The following is an 18,647-nucleotide window of genomic DNA, read 5'->3' as shown; positions in this document are numbered from 1 at the left end:
CCTCGGCCCGACCGCGGCGACAGTCGTCCGTCGGGTCAGCGGCCGTCGCCCGGGCGGGCGATGCTCACGTGGACGTGGTCGCAGTGGCCCCCGACGACGCCGGAGCCGCCGGTGTAGGTGCGCCAGCCCTCACTGCGGCGCGGCCAGGTCCAGATCTGGCCGTTCCAGATGACCTGCTGGACCTTGAGCGGACCGGCGTTGGCGACGGCGAAGTTGGCGGCCCGCTGGAGCTGGTCCTTGTCGATCGGACCGGGGTACTGGCCCGGGGTGTTGCCGGCATAGCAGTCACCGGCGTTGCCGCTGTAGTGGTAACTGTCCGAGGTGTGCCCCGAGTCGGTGGCGAAGTTGCCGTGGTTGCACGACGTGAGCATCGGGCGGTTCTCGCGCAGCACGTCGATCGTCCAGCGCGCCCGTTGGGTGTAGCCGATCTCGACCGAGTCGGCGGGGTACGGGTTGGTCGCAACGGCGACGAGCGCGCTCGACGGGGCGTCGACAGCCGACGCCGCCTGCGGCGAGGCGGCCGGGACTGCCACGGCGGCGATGGCCGTGGCCGTGAGCGCGAACGTGAGACCGCGCAGCTTCCAGGTGTTCATGGGTGAGCTCTCCTTCTCCTTGGAACGGCGTACCCGCAGGTATGCCGTCCGTGTCGTCCCGGGACGTTCGGCTGGCCCAGGTGGGCGGTCCGAGCGTCTCCCGAGCCGCTAACCCATCGCTAACCGTCGCCCAGCCGACGCGCAGTCAGCGCCCAGCAAGCATTCAGGCAGGCCACCCGGGGGCGCGTGTGCCGTCCGGTTAGCGAGTGGTTAGCGACGCTCCCCACGATGGGCTGACCACCAACCAGGACCCCCAGACCAGGAGGCTCACATGATCCGCAGGACCACCGTCGCCAGCGGCCTCGCCGCTGTCGTGCTCTCCCTCACCGGCGCCATGATCGGCGCGGCCCCCGCCTCAGCCGACGACGGCACCGTCTCGGCCACCTCCCCCGACGGCCGCGCGTACGGCTCGGCCTACCTCGACTTCCGCAACGCGCTCCGCGTCAACATCAACGACCTCTACGTCAACGACCGCTGCCCCGGCGACGGTGTCGCGGCCACGATCAACCTGTACGTCGGCCACGGCGGCACCATCCAGGACATGATCTGGATCAAGGTCGGCGAGCGCACGGACTCGGGAGGCTGTGGCTCGGACCCGATCCGGACGAGCACGTACTACCAGAGCGGCTACGAAGAGGTCGATGCCTTCGCGGTCCGCGTCTGCGGCTCGGGCGGCTGCTCCGGCTACGACTGGCGGATGAACCCCTACGCCCACTGAGCGAACCTCGCGCATCCCCCGACAAGCCACCCCCCTCAAGAGGAGCCGACCATGTCGTCACCCGCACCCATGGACCTGACATCACCGACCCCGTCCGCCGACCCGCTCGTGCACGACCTCGGCGCGGCCGACGACCACGTCGTCGGCCGCCGCGCCGCCCTGCACCGCGGTGCTGTCGCCCTGGGCGTGGCCGCCGTCGCGGCAGTCGCAGCCCCGTCGGCCGCCCGTGCCGCAGACGGTGCACAGCCCGAGCGAGCAGCCCGCCCCCGCACCCCCGAGTGCCTCGCCGACCTGACGGAGGGCTGAGCCGTGGCCCGCATCCTCTGGCTCGCCGACTCCCTCCGCAGCGCCGGCCTCACCGTACGCGAGACGAACGGGTGGGAGACCCGTGAGCGGCCGGCCTCGACGGGCGGCTTCGCGCCCGAGGGTGTCCTGCTCCACCACACGGCCGGCTACGCGACGGCCGACAACCCGCACCCGTCGCTCAACACCGTCATCGAGGGACGCGGCGGTGCCGACCCGTTGCCGGGACCGCTGTGCCACGTGCTCATCGACCGCAACTCCGTGTGCTGGGTCATCGCCGCGGGCCGTGCCAACCACGCCGGCGCCGCCGTCGCGAGCGGTCCCATGCCGGCCGGTGACGGCAACGAGATGTACGTCGGCATCGAGGTCGAGTACGCCGCGACCAACCACTCCCCGACCCAGTACGCCACCAGCTCCCAGAAGTCGACGGCCATCGTCGCGGCGGCCCGCATCGTCAGCAGGCTCGGCCACGGGTACCGCTACGTACGAGCGCACAAGGAGACGAGCACCACCGGGAAGATCGACCCCTACAACTGGAACATGACCGACGTTCGCGACTCCGTCCGCCAGTGCCTCGAGCGGACAGGATGGTAGGCAGGAGCGGTCCCACCGACCGCGCTGCAAGTGGCGGCCGGCGTGCCCACACGGTCCGGGTCGCCGTGTCGGCGGCGCTCGCCGTCACGGGACTCGTCGCGACGGCGGCCACCAGCCACGCGGCTTCCTACACGCCCGCGCCCTACCGGCTCGTCGCCCAGTGTCCCGGCAACCTCGTGAGCGGCTGGCCCAAGCAGGTCATGAACGACTCGCTCGAGAAGCGCGGCCGCGTCGAGCTGCGCTACTCGCCCGACAACGGTGGCACCAACTGCGTCCAGCTCTACGACGTCGCGGCCGGCGGGCACTACATGCAGGTCAGGCTGCACCGAAACGGTCTCTCGGAGACCGCGTACGACCGGGGCACCTACGACCTCTACGCGGGCGGCCTGCTGGTGACCGGGACGAACGGGCGCTGCGTGGACGTCCAGGCGACGGTCGACTACGGCGGCATCCCCTGGTTCGGCACCTGGAACGACGTGGCCTGCGGCTGACTCCCCGACGTGGCGGGGCGCCTCCCTTCCTCCTGGGACGGCGCCCCGCCCGACCTCGGACCCCGCACTCGTGAACCCGGGGTTGCGCAGGCACGTGTGGACCACAGCAGAATGCACCTGTGCAGTTCGGGGTGCTGGGGCCCGTCGAGGTCCGCGACGACGACGGCACCGCCATACCCCTCGGCGGCGGACGCGAGCGCCTCGTGCTCGCGCACCTGCTCATCGCGAGCGACCGGCTGCTGCGCAGCGAGGCGATCATCGACCTGCTCTGGGACGACCCTCCGCCCACGGCCAAGCAGCAGGTCCAGAACGTCATCTCGACCCTGCGGCGACGCCTCGGCACCGACGGCCGCGACCTCATCACCTCGCACCGCACCGGCTACGAGCTGCGCCTGCGGCCACCCCACACCCTGGACCTGCTCGAGTTCCGGTCTCTCGTGGACCACGCCAAGAACGACCCGTCGGCGACACCTGACCAGCAGGTCGAGTGGCTCGGCCGAGCCGTTGCGCTCTGGCGGGGTCGTCCCCTCGGTGATCTGGCCGGGGCAGTGGTCGGAGAGGGCACCACTGGGGTCGTACACCGGCTCGACGACGAGCGGATCGCCGCCGTCGACCTCTACGTCGCGGCCCTGTCCGAACTGGGCCGCAACGACGAGGTGCTCGCCGTCACGGCGTCGAACCTCGAGGGCGACGCCTGGAACGAGAGCCTGCACGAGCACCGTCTGCGTGCCTTGGCGTCGGCCGGCCGACGCACGGATGCGGCCACCGCCTATCGTCTTCTCCGCCAGCGCTTCGTCGACGAGCTCGGCGTCCCCCCGGGTCCTCGCCTCGCCGCGCTCAACTCCCTCATCCTGCGGGGTGACTCGGTCGAGCCCGAGGTCACGCACCGCCTGCCGCGCGAGCTCCCGGCGCCGACGTGGACCCTCGTCGGCCGCGATGCCCTGCTCGGGGCGGTGCTCGCGCGGCTCGGGGGCCTCACCCAGGACCGACCCGGTCGCTCCACGCCTGCCTCCGCCCAGGCCGCGGCCCCCCGCGCCCGCACCGCGGCACCTCCGGCCGTCGTCGTCCTCGTCGGCGTCGGTGGCGTCGGCAAGACGGCCCTGGCCGTCACGGCCGGTCACGCCCTGAGCAGCGCCTATCCGGACGGCACGCTGTATGCCGCATTGGGCGACGACCCGTCCGGCGCTGCGGATCCCCACCACATCGTCGGACGCTTCCTGCGGGCGCTCGGCGTCGAGAGCGGCGCCATCCCGGGCAGCCTCGACGAGCGGCTCGCGCTCTTCCGCAGCTGCACGGCGGGGCGGCGGGTCCTCATGGTGCTCGACGGTGCGGTCGCCGAGTCACAGGTGCGGCCGCTGCTCCCGACCACCCCGGGCGCAGGCGCCATCGTCACCTCGCGCAGCAAGCTCGCCGGCCTCGTCGGGGTCCGGCGACACATCGTCCCGCCCCTCTCGGTGAGCGACGGGGCCTCGCTCATCGCCGAGCTGGCGAGCCCCGAGTCCGAGGCCGTCCACGACGTCGAGCTGCTGAGCCAGGTGAGCTCGCTCTGCGGACACCTGCCGCTCGCGCTGTGCGTCGCAGGGTCCAAGCTCGCCACCAACTCCTCGCTCACGGTGGAGGAGCTCGTTGCACGCCTGACTCGTGAGCACGCTCGCCTCGACGAGCTGTCCGCCGGTGACATCGACGTCCGGGCCAGCATCGCCGCCTCGCTCGCCGACCTCGCGGCTCCTGCCCGAGCCCTGTTCCGGCGACTGTCCCTGGCTCCCGCCGGGGACTGGCCGGCGTGGCTCGCCCGGTTCCTCCTGCACGGGACCACGAGAGAGATCGAGGCCCACCGGGCGCTCGACGAGCTCGTCGACCGGCACCTCGTCGAACCCGTCGGCCGCGACGGCGCGAACCAGCCTCGCTACAGGGTCCACAGCCTCGTCAGCCAGCTCGCGGCCGAGCGGTTGGCTGCCGAGGAGCCTGCCGATGCCCGGTCGAACCTCACCCGCGAGCTGGCGACACGGTGGCTCGGGCTGGCCCGCGTCGCGGGTGAGTCGCTCCAGGAGAGCCGTGGACGCGCCGACACCGCCGCGACGGGACCGACCGCGGAGGTCGACACCGGCCCGCTCGACGGGGCGGCGGAGGCCGTGGCCACGCCTCGTGAGTGGTTCGAGGCCGAACGCGGGAGTCTCGTCTCCGCCGTCGTCACGACCAGCCGAGAGGGCGACCCGGATCTGGCCGGAGCGCTGGCCCTCGCCGTCCGCGACTTCCTGGCGATGCGTGCCTACGACGACGACCGCGAGCGGGTGCTCCGGGTCGCCCTCGAGGCCCATACCGAGCGACCGGACGTCATGTCGGCGCCGCGGCAGCGGTTGGAGCTGCTCAGCTCACTCTTCGCGGTCCTGGCCCAGCGCCAACAGTCCGACCTGCTCCCTGACGTCGCGGCGCAGGCGCTCGAGGTCGCCCGGCAGCTCGACGACCCGCAGGCCCAGCAGCGCACCCTCTCGATGTCCGGGTGGGCCGCGATGATGGCCGACCACTTCGGCGAGGCCATGACGTCGTTCGACGCGGCCGCAGCCCTCGCCTCCAGGCTCGGCGACGAGGCCGGACGCCTGCGGGCCGAGGCGCAGCGAGGTGTCGTGCTGCGCAACGTCGGGCGCGCCGCCGAGGCGGATCCGCTGCTCGCCGCGCGCGTCGAGCAGTCCCGCACCACGGAACCGCGGCGCTCGACGAGCATCTGGCTCACGACGCGGGCCGAGGGCCTGCTCGACCTCCAGCGGTGGGACGAGGCGCAGTCACTCCTCGCCGAGGCACTCGACCTGGCCCAGGCGATCCAGGACGACCTCGGCACGGCGCACTGCCGGCTCGCCCTGGCCCGCGTGCACTGCGGGCTCGGAGACCTCGACCGCGCCGAGGCCGAGCTCGCGGCTGCCCGCGCCGAGCTCGACCCGCGGGCCCGATCCGGGGAGGACCCAGACGTCCTGCGCCTGCACGTCGACCTGCTCGCGGCCCGGGCCGACTGGCCGGCGGCAGACCAGCAGGTCCGCAGACTCGTCGCGCTGCGGCGTCGCCTCGGCCAACCGTTGGAGCTCGCGGCGGACCTCGCCCGTCGCGTGGCCATCGCACGCCGGTGCGCGCTGCACCCCGACCCGGAGCGGACCGAGTGCGAGCGTCTGCTCCAGGACCTCGGCCTGACCGACGCCGCGCTGCGGCTCCCCACACCGCCTTACCCTGCTCACGCGAGTTAGCGAGGAGTTAGGGGCGCCCGCATAGGCTGCGACCGTCATCTCGGGCTCCGACCCGGAACCCGCCACTCCACCTGTCAGGGGACCACGTTGAAGATCGTCACTCGGGCCGCCGCCGTCCTCGTCACGGCAGCCGTCCTGGCCGTCGCAGGCCACACCACCGCGAACGCCTCGGGAGACGGGGACGCCGCCGTCTGGTGTGCCAAGCAGGGTGGCCAGAGCACCAACGGCACGTGCCCGGTGCAGCCGCCCACGACCATCTGAGGCTCACCGTCAGGAGGGCCCGAACGGGTGCGCCGGGGAGGACCACCTCCCCGACGCACCCGTTCTGCATTCCACGCGTCGGCAGCACCCGCCGACGCGCGCGGCGCGCGGGTCAGCCCTTGTGCCAGTAGTACGCGGTGCCGCCGTTGGCCTGGGCGTGCGTCGTGGGGTTGTAGGTGTGCTCGCCGACCTTGTCGGGAGCGACGAAGTTGGAGTCGATGACCCGGATCTCGGGGCCGTCCGGGTCGCCCGTGACGATGGCCGTGTGGATGCCGCGGTCATGGGCGGCGTTCGTCTCCTGGATGATGTCGCCCGGCACGACGTTGGCCTTGGACACCTGGTGGTAGCCGGCGTTGATGTAGGCGCTGTAGTAGCCGGGGCCGAGCGTGTTGGCGTGGGTCTCGGCGTAGATCTTCTGGACGAAGACCTTGCACTGGCCCTGGTAGGTGCCGAGGTAGTTGCGGGCGTGGGCCACCATCGGGTGCAGTGCACTCGCCGTGGACGCGCTCGTGAGCGGCACGGCGCCGGAGGCCGCGACCGTGAGGGCGACGGCGGCCAGGACCGTGCGGGCGGAGGTCTTGCGGGCGCTGGTGAACATCTTCTGCTCCTTGGTTCGAGGTGCCGGCCAGAGACCCCTGAGCCGGCGCGTCCAGCCCGGCGGGTGCGGGTGAGGGCGTGCCACCAGACTCGTGACAGCCGCTAACCCACGGCTAACCGTCCCCGCTGACCTGCGCCGACGCCGTGCGACCGGCGCCGCCGAACGATTCCGGCGCCTCCGCACGGCACGCGTGAGCGGCCCGCCGTCCCGGTGGGAACGGCGGGCCGCGTGGGGTCCTCCCAGCTCAGTCGCCCTGGGGATCCGCGGGGACCGCGCTGTCCGGCGCAGGGACACCGGGCCCGCCTGCCGGGCCGGGCGCCCCGGCCCCGACGGACGCCATCTCGGGTATGCCGTCCGGCGCGCCGGCAGCGCCCGCCGACTCGTCGAGGTCGGCCGCGGCACCCGCGAACTGGGCGGCATACAACGTGGCGTAGGCGCCGCCGGTCGCGAGCAGCTCGGCGTGCGTGCCCTTCTCGACGATGCGCCCCTCCTCCATGACGAGGATGAGGTCGGCGTCGCGGATCGTCGAGAGGCGGTGCGCGATGACGAAGCTCGTGCGGTCGGAGCGCAGCGCGGCCATGGCGTGCTGGACGAGCAGCTCCGTGCGCGTGTCGACCGAGCTCGTCGCCTCGTCGAGGATGAGCAGCGCCGGGTCGGAGAGGAACGCGCGCGCGATCGTGACGAGCTGCTTCTCGCCGGCCGAGATGTTGGACGCCTCGTCGTCGAGCACCGTGTCGTAGCCGTCGGGCAGCGAGTGCACGAACCGGTCGACGTAGGTGGCCTTGGCGGCCGCGACGACCTCCTCGTCCGTGGCACCGGGGCGACCGTAGGCGATGTTGTCGCGGATCGTGCCGCCGAAGAGCCACGTGTCCTGCAGCACCATCCCGATGCGCGCGCGCAGGTCGTGGCGCGTCAGGTCGCGGATGTCGACGCCGTCGAGCGTGATGCGTCCGCCGTCGAGCTCGTAGAACCTCATGATGAGGTTGACGAGCGTCGTCTTGCCGGCGCCGGTCGGTCCGACGATGGCCACGGTCTGCCCGGGGCGGACCGACAGGTCGAGGTCCTCGATGAGCGGCTTGTCGGGCGTGTACGAGAAGGCGACCGACTCGAACGCCACGGCACCGTGCGGGTCGTCGATGCGCGCCGGCGTGGCGGCGTCGGGCTCCTGCTCGTCGGCGTCGAGCACCTCGAAGACGCGCTCGGCGGAGGCGACCCCCGACTGGAGCACGTTGGCCATCGACGCGACCTGTGTCAGCGGCTGCGTGAACTGCCGGGAGTACTGGATGAAGGCCTGGACGTCACCGAGGCTCATCGTGCCCGACGCGACGCGGAGGCCGCCGACGACGGCGATGGCGACGTAGTTGAGGTTCCCGACGAACATCATGACCGGCATGATGATGCCGCTGATGAACTGGGCGCCGAACGAGGCCTCGAAGAGCTCGTCGTTCTTCTGCTTGAAGTTGGCCTGGGTCTCCTTCTGGCGGCCGTAGACCTTGACGAGCCCGTGTCCGGTGAAGGTCTCCTCGACGATGCCGTTGAGCTCACCGGTGTTGCGCCACTGCTGGATGAAGAGCTTCTGCGAGCGCTTGGCGATGAGGCCCGTGACGACGATCGAGATCGGGATGGAGACGAGCGCGATGAGCGCGAGCTCCCACGAGATCCAGAACATGATGCCGAGCACGGCGACGACCGTGAGGAGCGAGTTGAGCAGCTGGGACATCGTCTGCTGCAGGGACTGGCCGACGTTGTCGATGTCGTTGGTGACGCGGCTCAGCAGCTCACCGCGGGGCTGGTTGTCGAAGTAGGGCAGCGGCAGGCGGTTGAGCTTGGCCTCGACCTCCTGGCGCAGGTCGTACATCGTGCGCTGGAGGACGCCCTGGAGGATCCAGCCCTGGATCCACATGAGCAGCGACGCGACGACGAAGAGCGCGACGACGAGCAGCAGCACGCGGGCGACGGCGTCGAAGTCGATGCCCGCGCCCGGGATGAAGTCGACGTTGCTGAGCAGGTCGGCATACGTCGTCTGGCCCTGGGCGCGCAGGGTCTCGATGACCTGCTCCTTGGTGGTGCCGGGCGGCGCGTCGATCGTGCCACCGATGACGCCCGCGAAGATGAGGTCGGTGGCGCGGCCGAGGATCTTCGGCCCGATCGAGCTGAGCGCGACGCTCGCGACCGACAGCACGAGGACGACGATCACCTTGACGCGGTGCGGTCGCAGCCGGCCGAGCAGGCGCTTGGCCGACGGGCCGAAGTTGAGCGACTTCTCGCCCGGCTGACCCATCTGCATGTGGGGCGGACCGCCCCGTCGGGCCGGCCCGCGGCGGACCTCTGCGGCCTTCTCCTCGGCCGTCTTGACTCCCTCGGCCATCAGGCCGCCTCCTCCGCGCTGCGCTGGGACTCGACGATCTCCTGGTAGGTCGCGCAGGAGTCGACGAGCTGGTCGTGCGTGCCCTGGCCGACGATGCGGCCGTCCTCGAGCACGATGATGTGGTCGGCGTCGACGATGGTCGAGACGCGCTGGGCCACGATGACGACGGTGCTGCCCAGCGTGGCCGGCCGCAGGGCCCGACGCAGGCGTGCGTCGGTCGAGAGGTCGAGGGCCGAGAACGAGTCGTCGAACAGGTAGATGTCGGGGCGCTTGACGATGGCCCGGGCGATGGCGAGGCGCTGGCGCTGGCCACCCGAGACGTTGGTGCCGCCCTGCGCGATGGCCGAGTCGAGCCCGCCCATCGCCTCGACGAAGTCCTGGCCCTGGGCGATCCGCAGGGCGTCCCACAGCTCCTCGTCGGTGGCGTCCGGGTTGCCGTAGCGCAGGTTGGTCGCGACGGTCCCGCTGAAGAGGTAGGGCTTCTGCGGGACGAGCCCGATCTTGCTCCACAGGTCGTCGAGCTCGAGGTCGCGCACGTCGACGCCACCGACCCGCACCTTGCCCGCGGAGGCGTCGAAGAGGCGCGGGACCAGCCCGAGGAGCGTCGTCTTGCCGGCGCCGGTGGACCCGATGATGGCCGTCGTGCGTCCCGGGTCGGCCCGGAAGCTGACGTCGTGGAGCACGGCCGCCTCGGCGCCCGGGTAGTGGAAGTCGACGCCGACGAGCTCGAGGCCCGCAGCGGCAGGAGGCATCCTCAGCGGCTGCACGGACTCCACGACGGACGACTCGGTGTCGAGGACCTCCTGGATGCGGCCGGCCGAGACCGAGGCGCGCGGGATCATCGTGGCCATGAAGGTCGCCATCATGACGGCCATGAGGATCTGGACGAGGTAGGAGAGGAACGCCGTCAGCTCGCCGATCTGCATGTCGCCGGAGGCGATGCGGTGCCCGCCGAACCACATGACGGCCACGGTCGAGAGGTTGAAGATGACCATGACGATCGGGAAGACGAGGGCCATGAGTCGACCGACCTGCAACCCGGCGTTGGTCAGCCGGCCGTTGGCCTCGGCGAAGCGGGCCTCCTCGTGCTCCTCGCGGACGAAGGCGCGGACGACCCGGATGCCGGTGATCTGCTCGCGCATGACGCGGTTGACGCCGTCGAGCGAGGTCTGCATGCGGCCGAACCACGGCACCATCCGCGAGATGACGAGGCCGACGACGAGACCGAGCAGCGGCACGGCGACGGCGACGAGCCACGACAGGCCGACGTCCTCGCGCAGGGCCATGATGATGCCGCCGACCATCATGATCGGGGTCGTCACGAGCAGGGCGAAGCCCATGAAGACGACCATCTGCACCTGGGTGACGTCGTTGGTGCTGCGCGAGATGAGCGTCGGAGCTCCGAAGCGCGTCACCTCCTGCGCCGAGAAGTCGACGACCGTGCCGAAGACGTTGCCCCGGACGTCGCGACCCATGCCCATGGCGACGCGGGCCGCGAGGAAGGTGGCCGCGACGGACGCGGCGATCTGCACGAGGCTGACGGCGAGCATGATGCCGCCGTGGCTGATGATGAAGGCGGTGTCACCCTTGGCCACGCCCTGGTCGATGATCTCGCCGTTGAGGCTCGGCAGGTAGAGCGAGGCCATGGTGCTGACGAGCTGGGCCAGGCAGATGAGCACGATCTGGCCCGAGTAGGGACGCAGGTGACTGCGGAGCAGTCGGATCAGCATGTCGGTGCCTTTCGGTGCACGGGCGACGGTGGGGTGTCGCTGAGGAACGCTAGGGACTCACGTGGGGTGAGGGTCAACTGGTCTGTCACGGTCGCGGCTCCCCGTGCGGTGCGAGCATCCGCGGGTCTCCGCCGAGCTGCGCGTGGAGCTCGGCGATCGACAGGCCGCTCTCGGTGGGGGCGGACCGTCGCACGAGGCCGAAGAGGACGGTGTCGACGATCTCCTCGGGGGTCAGCACCTTCCCGTCGGCGATGCCGGGGTGGCTGCCCGAGAAGGTGAGCAGCCGGATCCGGTGGATGAGGTCGGGGCCGGGCACGACGAGGCAGTCCTCGTCGTGGACGAGCATCTGGTGGATCGTGTCGAGGAGCGGCTGGTGCGCGGCCACGTGCTCCTCCTCGTCGGCGTGTCCGCGCAGGTGCCGGCCGGCGTCGTAGCAGGCCTGGTGCGGCCCGCGGTTGGGCGGCTCGGTCAGGCCGAGGGCCCCCATGAGGCCGAAGACCTCGGTGAAGCGGTGCTGCATGATGCGCGTGAAGTCGACGAGCCGGTCGCGGAGGGACCCCTCCGGGTCGATGGCCGAGATGCGGCGCCGGACGGGGGCCGGGCAGAACGCCGCCTGCACGGCCTCCTTCTCGAGGACCTCCTTGGTCGGGAAGACCCGGAAGATCGTGCCCTCGGCCACGCCGGCCTCCTGCGCGATCTCGCTCGTCGTGGGCTTGCGCCCCTCGCGGTGGGCGAGACGGACGAAGACCTCGATGAGGGCGTCCCGGCGGTCATCGGGGCTCATCGGGGCCGCCCGTTGACCGGTTCGCTGACCTTCCACACGTGTCGACACGCTGACCATCATGAATGAGTGAGCGCTCACTCACAAGTGGTTTCGGGGCACCAGTGACACATTTCACCGCAAACCCGGGTATGCAGCCCTCCGGACCCCTCGACCGCGGCGGCTCGCGCCGCGCGCGGTCCCACGCCCACCTGTCCCTCTCCAGCCGATCCGAGGTCCGCATGACTGCAACGACGCAGCGCACCGCCACGACCACCAGCACCCCGGGATTCCTCGACCGTCGCCGCACGGTCGCCCCCCTCGGCTTCAACCGGTGGCTCATCCCACCGGCCGCCCTCGCCGTGCACCTGTGCATCGGTCAGGTCTACGCGACGAGCGTCTACAAGACCTCCCTCGTCGCGCACTTCGACACCTCCCAGACGGCGATCGGCATCATCTTCTCGATCGCCATCGTCATGCTCGGGCTCTCGGCCGCGGTCTTCGGCACGTGGGTCGACCGCAACGGCCCGCGCAAGGCGATGTTCGTCGCGACCGTCTGCTGGGGCACCGGGTTCCTCGTCGGCGCGGCCGGCATCGCCACGAGCCAGCTGTGGCTGCTCTATCTCGGCTACGGCGTCATCGGCGGCATCGGTCTCGGCATCGGCTACATCTCGCCCGTCTCGACGCTCATCAAGTGGTTCCCGGACCGCCCGGGCCTCGCCACCGGGCTCGCCATCATGGGCTTCGGCGGTGGCGCGATGGTCGCGAGCCCGCTCTCGCGCCAGCTGCTCGCCCGCTTCGACCCGGGCTACACGCCGTCGGACTCGACGTCGACGGCCGACGGGCACGCGCTGACGCTCCTCTTCGTCACGCTCGGGATCGTCTACGCCCTCGTCATGCTCATCGGCGTCTTCAACATCCGCGTCCCGCACCCCGAGTGGAAGCCCGAGGGCTGGACGCCGCCCGCCGACGCGAGCGACACCTCCGCGCTCGTCACGACGAAGTCGGTCTCGGCCGCGAGCTCGATCCGCACGCCGCAGTTCTGGCTGCTCTGGGTCGTCCTCTTCTGCAACGTCACCGCGGGCATCGGCATCCTGGAGCAGGCCAGCCCGATGATCCAGGACTTCTTCCGCGAGAACGGCTCGTCGGCCGTGACCGTTGCTGCCGCAGGCGGATTCGTCGGCCTGCTGTCGCTCTTCAACATGGCCGGGCGCTTCGTCTGGAGCTCGACGAGCGACGTCATCGGCCGCAAGCCGATGTACATGGTCTACCTCGGCGTCGGCATCCTCGCCTACATCGGTCTCGCGCTCGCCGGCCACGTCGCCATCGCGCTCTTCGTCCTCATCGCCGCCGTGCTCATCTCGTTCTACGGCGGCGGTTTCGCGACCGCGCCCGCCTACCTGCGCGACCTCTTCGGCACCTTCCAGGTCGGCGCCATCCACGGCCGACTGCTCACCGCCTGGTCGGCCGCCGGAGTCGCGGGGCCGCTCATCATCAACGGCTTCCTCGACGCCCAGGGCAAGCCGGGCACGCTGACGGCCGACGCCTACACGCCCGCGCTGCTGACCATGGTCGGCGTGCTCGCCGTCGGCTTCGTCGCCAACCTCCTCGTGCGCCCGGTCGCCGACCGCTTCCACGAGTCCGACGACGTCGTCGAGGCGGCCAAGCCGGCTCCGGTCGAGGAGGGCGAGGGCTCCTCGCGCCTGCCGGGGACCGCGCGCGTCGTCGCCCTGTGGGCGGTCATCGTCGTCATCCTCGCCTACGGCGTCTTCCAGACGGTCACGACGGCAGCCAAGCTCTTCGCCTGACCGGCACCACCCTCAAGCGCGAGATCGCTTGCGGCGGCGGCCTGCTCGTTCAGACGAGCAGGCCGTCTGCCACGAGGTCGCGCACCTGCGGGAGCACCTCGGCCCGCACGTCGGCGGGGTCGAGACCGAGCACCGTCGCGATGGCGTCGAGCGCGGCCCTCGCCGTCAGCTCGCCGTCGGCCACGCCGAGGTATGCCGCGAGCAGCGTCCCGGCGCGGACGACGCGTCCCAGCCCGCCGCCCTGCCGGACGAGGATGACGCTCGGGTCCTCGGCACCCGGGACGCCGTGCCGCTCCTCCGTCACGTCGGGCGCGCACGACCACGCGACGTCGAGCACGTCGCCGTCGGAGTGCTCGGCCAGCCACGTGCGGGCCCGCAGTCCCGCGTCGACCGCCGGTCCCATCGGCGCCGCGACGGGACCGTGCGCCTCGTCGAGGGAGCGCCACGGCGCGCGGTCGGTCGCCGGCCGCTGCAGCGTGACGACCCCGAACCCGACCTGCTCGACACCCCGCGAGGCGAAGTCGCGCAGCCACGCGGCATACATCAGCGAGTGGGCCTCACTGCCGGGCTGGGCGCCGCCGTCGCGCGCCCACAGCTCGGCGTACTCGGCGGGGTCCTGCGACTCGCGCTGGATGACCCAGGCGTCGAGGGCGACCCCGTCGCGGGCCTGCTCGTCGAGCCACTCGCCCCAGACCTCGCGCCACGTGCGTCCGGCCGGGACCTCCCAGTTGCCGAGGAACTGGGCGATGCCGCCAGGCTCGAGCACGCTGCCGACCTGGCGAACGAGCGAGCGGACGAGGGTGTCGCCGGCTCGGCCGCCGTCGCGGTACTCGTAGAGCGGCACCCCCTCGTCGCGGGGCGTGATGACGAAGGGTGGGTTGCTGACGACGAGCGAGAACTGTTGCCCCGCAACAGGATCGAGCAGGTCACCTGCCAGCAGCTTGACCTCCGGGACGGCGCCCACACCCTCGGAGGCCGCGAGCGCGACGTTGAAGGCGGCATACGCCAGCGCGCGCTCGGAGATGTCGGTCGCGACGATGGAGCCGACGTGGCCGGTCAGGTGCAGGGCCTGCACGCCGCAGCCGGTGCCGAGGTCGAGCGCGCGGTGCACGGGCCGGCGGACCGTCCACGAGGCGAGGGTCGTCGAGGCGCCGCCGATGCCGAGCACGTGGTCGGGCCGCAGTGGGCCGCCGACGGCGAGCTCCGACAGGTCGGAGGCGACCCACCAGTCGTGGGCGTCGTCGCCGTAGGGACGAAGGTCGCACGTCGCGAGGACGTCGCGGTCCGGCGGCGCCCCGCGGTCGGCGGCGAAACCGGCACGGCCTCCTTCGAGGCGCACGAGGCCGAGGCGTACGGCCCCGTCGACCCCGAGCGAGGGCAGGGCGGCGGCCAGGGCCGATGCACGCACTCGCCGGCCGAGGGTGAAGAGGCGCACGAGGACGCCGCACGCGTCGTCCACCGACGTGACCGACGACTCCGTCGCGAGGAGCGCCGGCAGCGGCTGCTCACGGTGCAGTGCGGCGGACGCCACCGGCCCGAGACGCTCGGCGACGCCGTCGACGGTGAAACCGGCCGCCGTGAGGTCCGCACGCAGCAGCGCGACGAGGGACCGGTCGACGACAGGGGTGTCGTTCAGGACTGCTCGCCCGGCGTGCTCGCCCCGGCCGCGCTCGAGGCGAGCGCCGCGTCGAGGGTCGGGTGGATCTCGAAGACCTTGTCGAGGCCCGTGATGGAGAAGACCTTGAGGACGCGGTCGTCGGTGCCGACGAGGAGCATCGACCCGCCGCGCGTGCGGGTCAGCTTGAGACGGCCGACGAGCACCCCGAGCCCGGTCGAGTCGAGGAAGGTCACGTCCGTGAGGTCGACGACGAGCTTGGTGCGGCCGCTCTGGATCTGCTCGTCGAGCTTCTCGCGCACGAGCGGCGCGGTGTAGACGTCGATCTCGCCGCCGAGGTGGACCACGGTCTGCTCGCCATGGTCGGCTCGGGTGATCGAGAGATCCACCTGTGCCCCTTCCTTGTGCCGACACGTACAAAGATTCTGGTCGCGGGTCCCGCCGGACCGGTCCTGACGTCGTGCTGACCGTTCCCCGCCCGGCTCGTTCCCCGCGCGTGACTGACTGCGCAGTAACATGCCCCGCTCGTCGGTTACCGTACCCCGACGGCATACGGTTGCTCCACATGAACGGGGAGTCAGCGCCCGCGGGACCCGTGCCGGAGGACCTCCTGCGCACGCTCGTCGGCGACCATCCCGAGCGGCTCGTGCACGTGCACGAGGTGCCCGCTCGCCGCGCCGTGCTCGGCGCGTGGCCGGAATGGGTCGACCCGACGCTCCTCGGCGCCCTGCTCGCCTCCGGCATCGAGGCCCCGTGGTCGCACCAGGTCGAGGTGGCACAGGCCGCTCACGCCGGCCGGCACGTCGTCGTCAGCACCGGGACGGCCTCCGGAAAGAGCCTCGGCTACCACCTGCCGATGCTCAGCGACATCATCACCGGAACCGGGGCGCCGAACGGACGCGGCGCCACCGCGCTCTACCTCTCCCCCACCAAGGCGCTCGCCGCCGACCAGCTGAGCCGCATCGACCGGCTCGCCCTGGCCGCGGTCCGTCCCGCGACGTACGACGGCGACACACCCACCGACGAGCGGCGCTGGATCCGCGACCACGCCAACCTCGTGCTGACCAACCCCGACCTGCTCCACCACTCCCTGCTGCCGGGCCATGAGCGGTGGAGCTCGTTCCTGCGGGCACTGCGCTACGTCGTCGTCGACGAGTGCCACGTCTACAAGGGCGTCTTCGGCGCCCACATGGCCGCGGTGCTGCGGCGGTTGCGGCGGGTCGCCGCGCGCTACCGCTCCGAGCCGACCTTCGTCTTCGCCTCTGCCACCGTGGCCGACCCGGAGGAGCACGCCTCACGCCTCCTCGGTATGCCGGTGACCCCGGTGACGCAGGACGGCTCGCCCCGCGCGTCGATGACCTTCGCCCTCTGGGAGCCACCGCTCCTCGTCGACGAGACCGGGCAGCCGTCGCGGGTCAGCACCATCACCGAGACGGGCGAGCTGCTCGCCGGGTGCGTGCGCGAGCACGTGCAGACGGTGGCCTTCGCCCGGTCGCGGGCCGGTGTCGAGGTCGTGGCGCGGATCGCGAAGGAACGGGTGCCCGTCACGGACGAGCACCGGGTCGCCGCCTACCGCGGCGGCTACCTCCCGGAGGAACGTCGGGAGCTCGAGCGGTCACTGCGTGCGAAGGAGCTGCTCGGGCTCGCGGCCACCAACGCCCTCGAGCTCGGCGTCGACGTCAGCGGCCTCGACGCCGTGCTGCTCGCGGGATGGCCGGGCACGCTGTCGTCGCTGTGGCAGCAGGCCGGCCGGGCCGGGCGTTCCGGAGAGCGGTCGCTCGCCGTGCTCGTCGCCGCCGACGACCCGCTCGACACGTTCGTCGTGCACCACCCGGAGGCCATCTTCGGCCGCGGCATCGAGGCGACCGTCGTCGACCCCGACAACCCGCACGTGCTCGCGCCCCACCTGGCCGCGGCGGCCGCCGAGCTGCCGGTGACCGAGGCCGACATCGAGATCTTCGGGCCGCAGACGCGCGTGCTGCTCGACGCGCTCGTCGCCCGCGGGATCCTCAAGAAGCGGCCCCGCGGCTGGTTCTGGGGGCGCGAGGACCGGCCCGCCGACCACCTGTCGCTGCGCGGCGCCGGTGAGCCCGTGCGCATCATCGAGACCCGCACCGGACGGGTCGTCGGCACCGTCGACGACTCGAGCGCGCACTCGCAGGTGCACACCGGCGCGGTGCACCTCCACCAGGGCCAGACGTGGGTCGTCACCGAGCTCGACCTCGACGACCACGCAGCCTTCGCGGTGCGCGGTGACCCCGGGTGGACGACGCAGGCGCAGTCGGTCAGCGACTTCCAGATCGTCCACGAGACGGAGCACGAGGAGTGGGGACCGCTCCGCTGCTCGTTCGGCCACGTCACGGTGCGCCACCAGGTCACCTCGTTCCTGCGCCGCCTGCCCGGCGGCGAGGTGCTCGGCGAGCACCCTCTCGACCTGCCACCGCGCTCGCTGGCGACGAAGGCCGTGTGGTGGGCGATGCCCGTCGAGGAGCTCGCGGCCGCCGGGGTGGACGAGGACGGCATACCCGGGGCGGCCCACGCGGCCGAGCACGCGGCCATCGGCATGCTCCCCCTCTTCGCCACGGCCGACCGGTGGGACATCGGCGGCGTCTCGACGGCGCTCCACCCGGACACGGGGCTGCCGACGATCCTCATCTACGACGGGCACCCCGGTGGCGCCGGCTTCGCCGAGCGCGGCTACCGACGGATCCGCCCGTGGCTCAACGCAACCCGCGACGCCATCGACTCGTGCGAGTGCCCGGAGGGCTGTCCGTCGTGCATCCAGTCGCCCAAGTGCGGCAACGGCAACGAGCCTCTCGACAAGCGCGGCGCCGTGGCCCTGCTCGACCTCGTCCTGCGCCACGCCGATCCCGGACCGAGGAGCATCACGTGAACCGACCAAGCCGCCGACCGCGCCCGTCGGGGCACTCGGGTCCGCCGCGCCCGCCGCGTCCGTCCGCGCCGCCCGGCCCGTCCGTGCCGTCGCAGCCTCCCCCGCCCACCGGACCACCGGAGCCGCCGACGCCGCGGGACCCGGCCACATCCGCGGGGTCGGCGGGATCGGCGGGCTCGTCGGAGAGGCCTCCCGACTCCGCCTCACGCCCGTGGCGCGGGATCACGGGCGGGACGGCCGGTGCGCCTGCGCCCTCCGTCATCGCGCGCGGGACGCTCCGCCGGGTCGAGGTGGAGATGCGGCCCCTCGTCCTCGACGCCGACGACGGGACGACGTGGGAGCTGCTGCTCCCGCCCGGCTGGGTGCTCGACGCCGAGCCCGGCGCGCGGGTGACCGTGAGCGGGGACGCCCCGACCGACGTGGCCACGGCGTCGATGCTCGGCCCCGTGCTGCGCGTGCGGTCGCTGTCGCGCGGCGACTGAGCACCCGCAGTCCGCGGTCCCGCCCTTCCGGCGGCCCACCCCCCTGGCCCTCGGGGCCCGACCACACTCTGAGACATAATGCCGAGTTATTTGACCGGTAACGCATCGCTATTCGAAACTCCCATGCAACGGATAGGAAAGCAGCCACCCGCCGACTGCCGACCGACCCGGCGCGCCGCAGCCCGCAGCGCGACCTCCGT

General features: G+C 72.1%; 16 protein-coding genes. 9 read left to right on the top strand and 7 right to left on the bottom strand.

Annotated elements, in window-relative coordinates; all coding sequences use genetic code 11:
- Nucleotides 1-35: 35 nt before the first annotated feature.
- Complete coding sequence (locus ACSSS0_RS14610; protein WP_487228560.1) at nucleotides 36-593, bottom strand: VldE C-terminal domain-containing protein; 558 nt, start codon at nucleotides 591-593, stop codon at nucleotides 36-38.
- A gap of 271 nt (nucleotides 594-864) precedes the next feature.
- Here ACSSS0_RS14610 and ACSSS0_RS14605 point away from each other — a divergent pair, with 271 nt between their 5' ends.
- From ACSSS0_RS14605 to ACSSS0_RS14580, 6 genes are all read left to right on the top strand, one after another.
- Entirely contained in the window at nucleotides 865-1,311 is a 447-nt protein-coding gene (locus ACSSS0_RS14605; RefSeq protein ID WP_487228559.1) for a hypothetical protein, read from the top strand.
- Between the two features lie 51 nt (nucleotides 1,312-1,362).
- Entirely contained in the window at nucleotides 1,363-1,617 is a 255-nt protein-coding gene (locus ACSSS0_RS14600) for a hypothetical protein (RefSeq protein WP_487228558.1), read from the top strand.
- Nucleotides 1,618-1,620: 3 nt separating this feature from the next.
- The gene (locus ACSSS0_RS14595) at nucleotides 1,621-2,208 is read left to right on the top strand and encodes a peptidoglycan recognition protein family protein (protein WP_487228557.1); all 588 of its coding nucleotides are present in this window, start codon (nucleotides 1,621-1,623) and stop codon (nucleotides 2,206-2,208) included.
- Between the two features lie 65 nt (nucleotides 2,209-2,273).
- Nucleotides 2,274-2,699: a hypothetical protein gene (locus tag ACSSS0_RS14590; RefSeq protein ID WP_487228556.1), complete on the top strand. Its 426-nt coding sequence runs from the start codon at nucleotides 2,274-2,276 to the stop codon at nucleotides 2,697-2,699.
- A 119-nt stretch (nucleotides 2,700-2,818) separates the two neighbouring features.
- The gene (locus tag ACSSS0_RS14585; RefSeq protein ID WP_487228555.1) at nucleotides 2,819-5,932 is read left to right on the top strand and encodes an AfsR/SARP family transcriptional regulator; all 3,114 of its coding nucleotides are present in this window, start codon (nucleotides 2,819-2,821) and stop codon (nucleotides 5,930-5,932) included.
- Nucleotides 5,933-6,019: 87 nt separating this feature from the next.
- Nucleotides 6,020-6,193, top strand: coding sequence for a hypothetical protein (locus tag ACSSS0_RS14580; RefSeq protein WP_435987221.1), 174 nt, complete (start codon nucleotides 6,020-6,022; stop codon nucleotides 6,191-6,193).
- Nucleotides 6,194-6,305: 112 nt separating this feature from the next.
- Here ACSSS0_RS14580 and ACSSS0_RS14575 read toward each other — a convergent pair whose 3' ends face one another.
- From ACSSS0_RS14575 to ACSSS0_RS14560, 4 genes are all read right to left on the bottom strand, one after another.
- Entirely contained in the window at nucleotides 6,306-6,791 is a 486-nt protein-coding gene (locus ACSSS0_RS14575) for a CHAP domain-containing protein (protein WP_487228554.1), read from the bottom strand.
- A gap of 244 nt (nucleotides 6,792-7,035) precedes the next feature.
- Nucleotides 7,036-9,159, bottom strand: coding sequence for an ABC transporter ATP-binding protein (locus ACSSS0_RS14570; protein WP_487228553.1), 2,124 nt, complete (start codon nucleotides 9,157-9,159; stop codon nucleotides 7,036-7,038).
- Complete coding sequence (locus tag ACSSS0_RS14565) at nucleotides 9,159-10,889, bottom strand: ABC transporter ATP-binding protein (protein WP_487228552.1); 1,731 nt, start codon at nucleotides 10,887-10,889, stop codon at nucleotides 9,159-9,161. Before ACSSS0_RS14565 ends, ACSSS0_RS14570 begins: the two co-directional genes overlap by 1 nt.
- An 85-nt stretch (nucleotides 10,890-10,974) precedes the next feature.
- The gene (locus ACSSS0_RS14560; protein WP_435987225.1) at nucleotides 10,975-11,673 is read right to left on the bottom strand and encodes a TetR/AcrR family transcriptional regulator; all 699 of its coding nucleotides are present in this window, start codon (nucleotides 11,671-11,673) and stop codon (nucleotides 10,975-10,977) included.
- A gap of 218 nt (nucleotides 11,674-11,891) precedes the next feature.
- Here ACSSS0_RS14560 and ACSSS0_RS14555 point away from each other — a divergent pair, with 218 nt between their 5' ends.
- On the top strand, nucleotides 11,892-13,457 hold the full coding sequence (locus ACSSS0_RS14555; RefSeq protein ID WP_487228551.1) for an OFA family MFS transporter: 1,566 nt from the start codon (nucleotides 11,892-11,894) through the stop codon (nucleotides 13,455-13,457).
- Between the two features lie 49 nt (nucleotides 13,458-13,506).
- Here the strand turns inward: ACSSS0_RS14555 and ACSSS0_RS14550 are convergent, their stop codons facing one another.
- Both ACSSS0_RS14550 and ACSSS0_RS14545 read right to left on the bottom strand, forming a co-directional pair.
- On the bottom strand, nucleotides 13,507-15,093 hold the full coding sequence (locus ACSSS0_RS14550) for a DUF7059 domain-containing protein (RefSeq protein WP_487231213.1): 1,587 nt from the start codon (nucleotides 15,091-15,093) through the stop codon (nucleotides 13,507-13,509).
- A complete protein-coding gene (locus ACSSS0_RS14545) occupies nucleotides 15,090-15,461 on the bottom strand; it encodes an anti-sigma factor antagonist (RefSeq protein ID WP_487231212.1) in 372 nt (123 codons plus the stop codon). The genes ACSSS0_RS14550 and ACSSS0_RS14545 overlap by 4 nt, the downstream gene beginning before the upstream one ends.
- A 176-nt stretch (nucleotides 15,462-15,637) precedes the next feature.
- Between ACSSS0_RS14545 and ACSSS0_RS14540 the strand changes: the two genes are divergently transcribed.
- Nucleotides 15,638-17,965, top strand: a complete 2,328-nt coding sequence (locus ACSSS0_RS14540) for a DEAD/DEAH box helicase (protein WP_487228550.1) — start codon at nucleotides 15,638-15,640, stop codon at nucleotides 17,963-17,965.
- Between the two features lie 296 nt (nucleotides 17,966-18,261).
- On the top strand, nucleotides 18,262-18,447 hold the full coding sequence (locus ACSSS0_RS14535) for a hypothetical protein (RefSeq protein WP_487228549.1): 186 nt from the start codon (nucleotides 18,262-18,264) through the stop codon (nucleotides 18,445-18,447).
- Nucleotides 18,448-18,647 lie beyond the last annotated feature (200 nt).

This window comes from Terrabacter sp. R4-6, from assembly GCF_057529065.1.
Note: the sequence above shows the minus strand (reverse complement) of the source record. Positions and strands in the feature narration are given on the sequence as shown.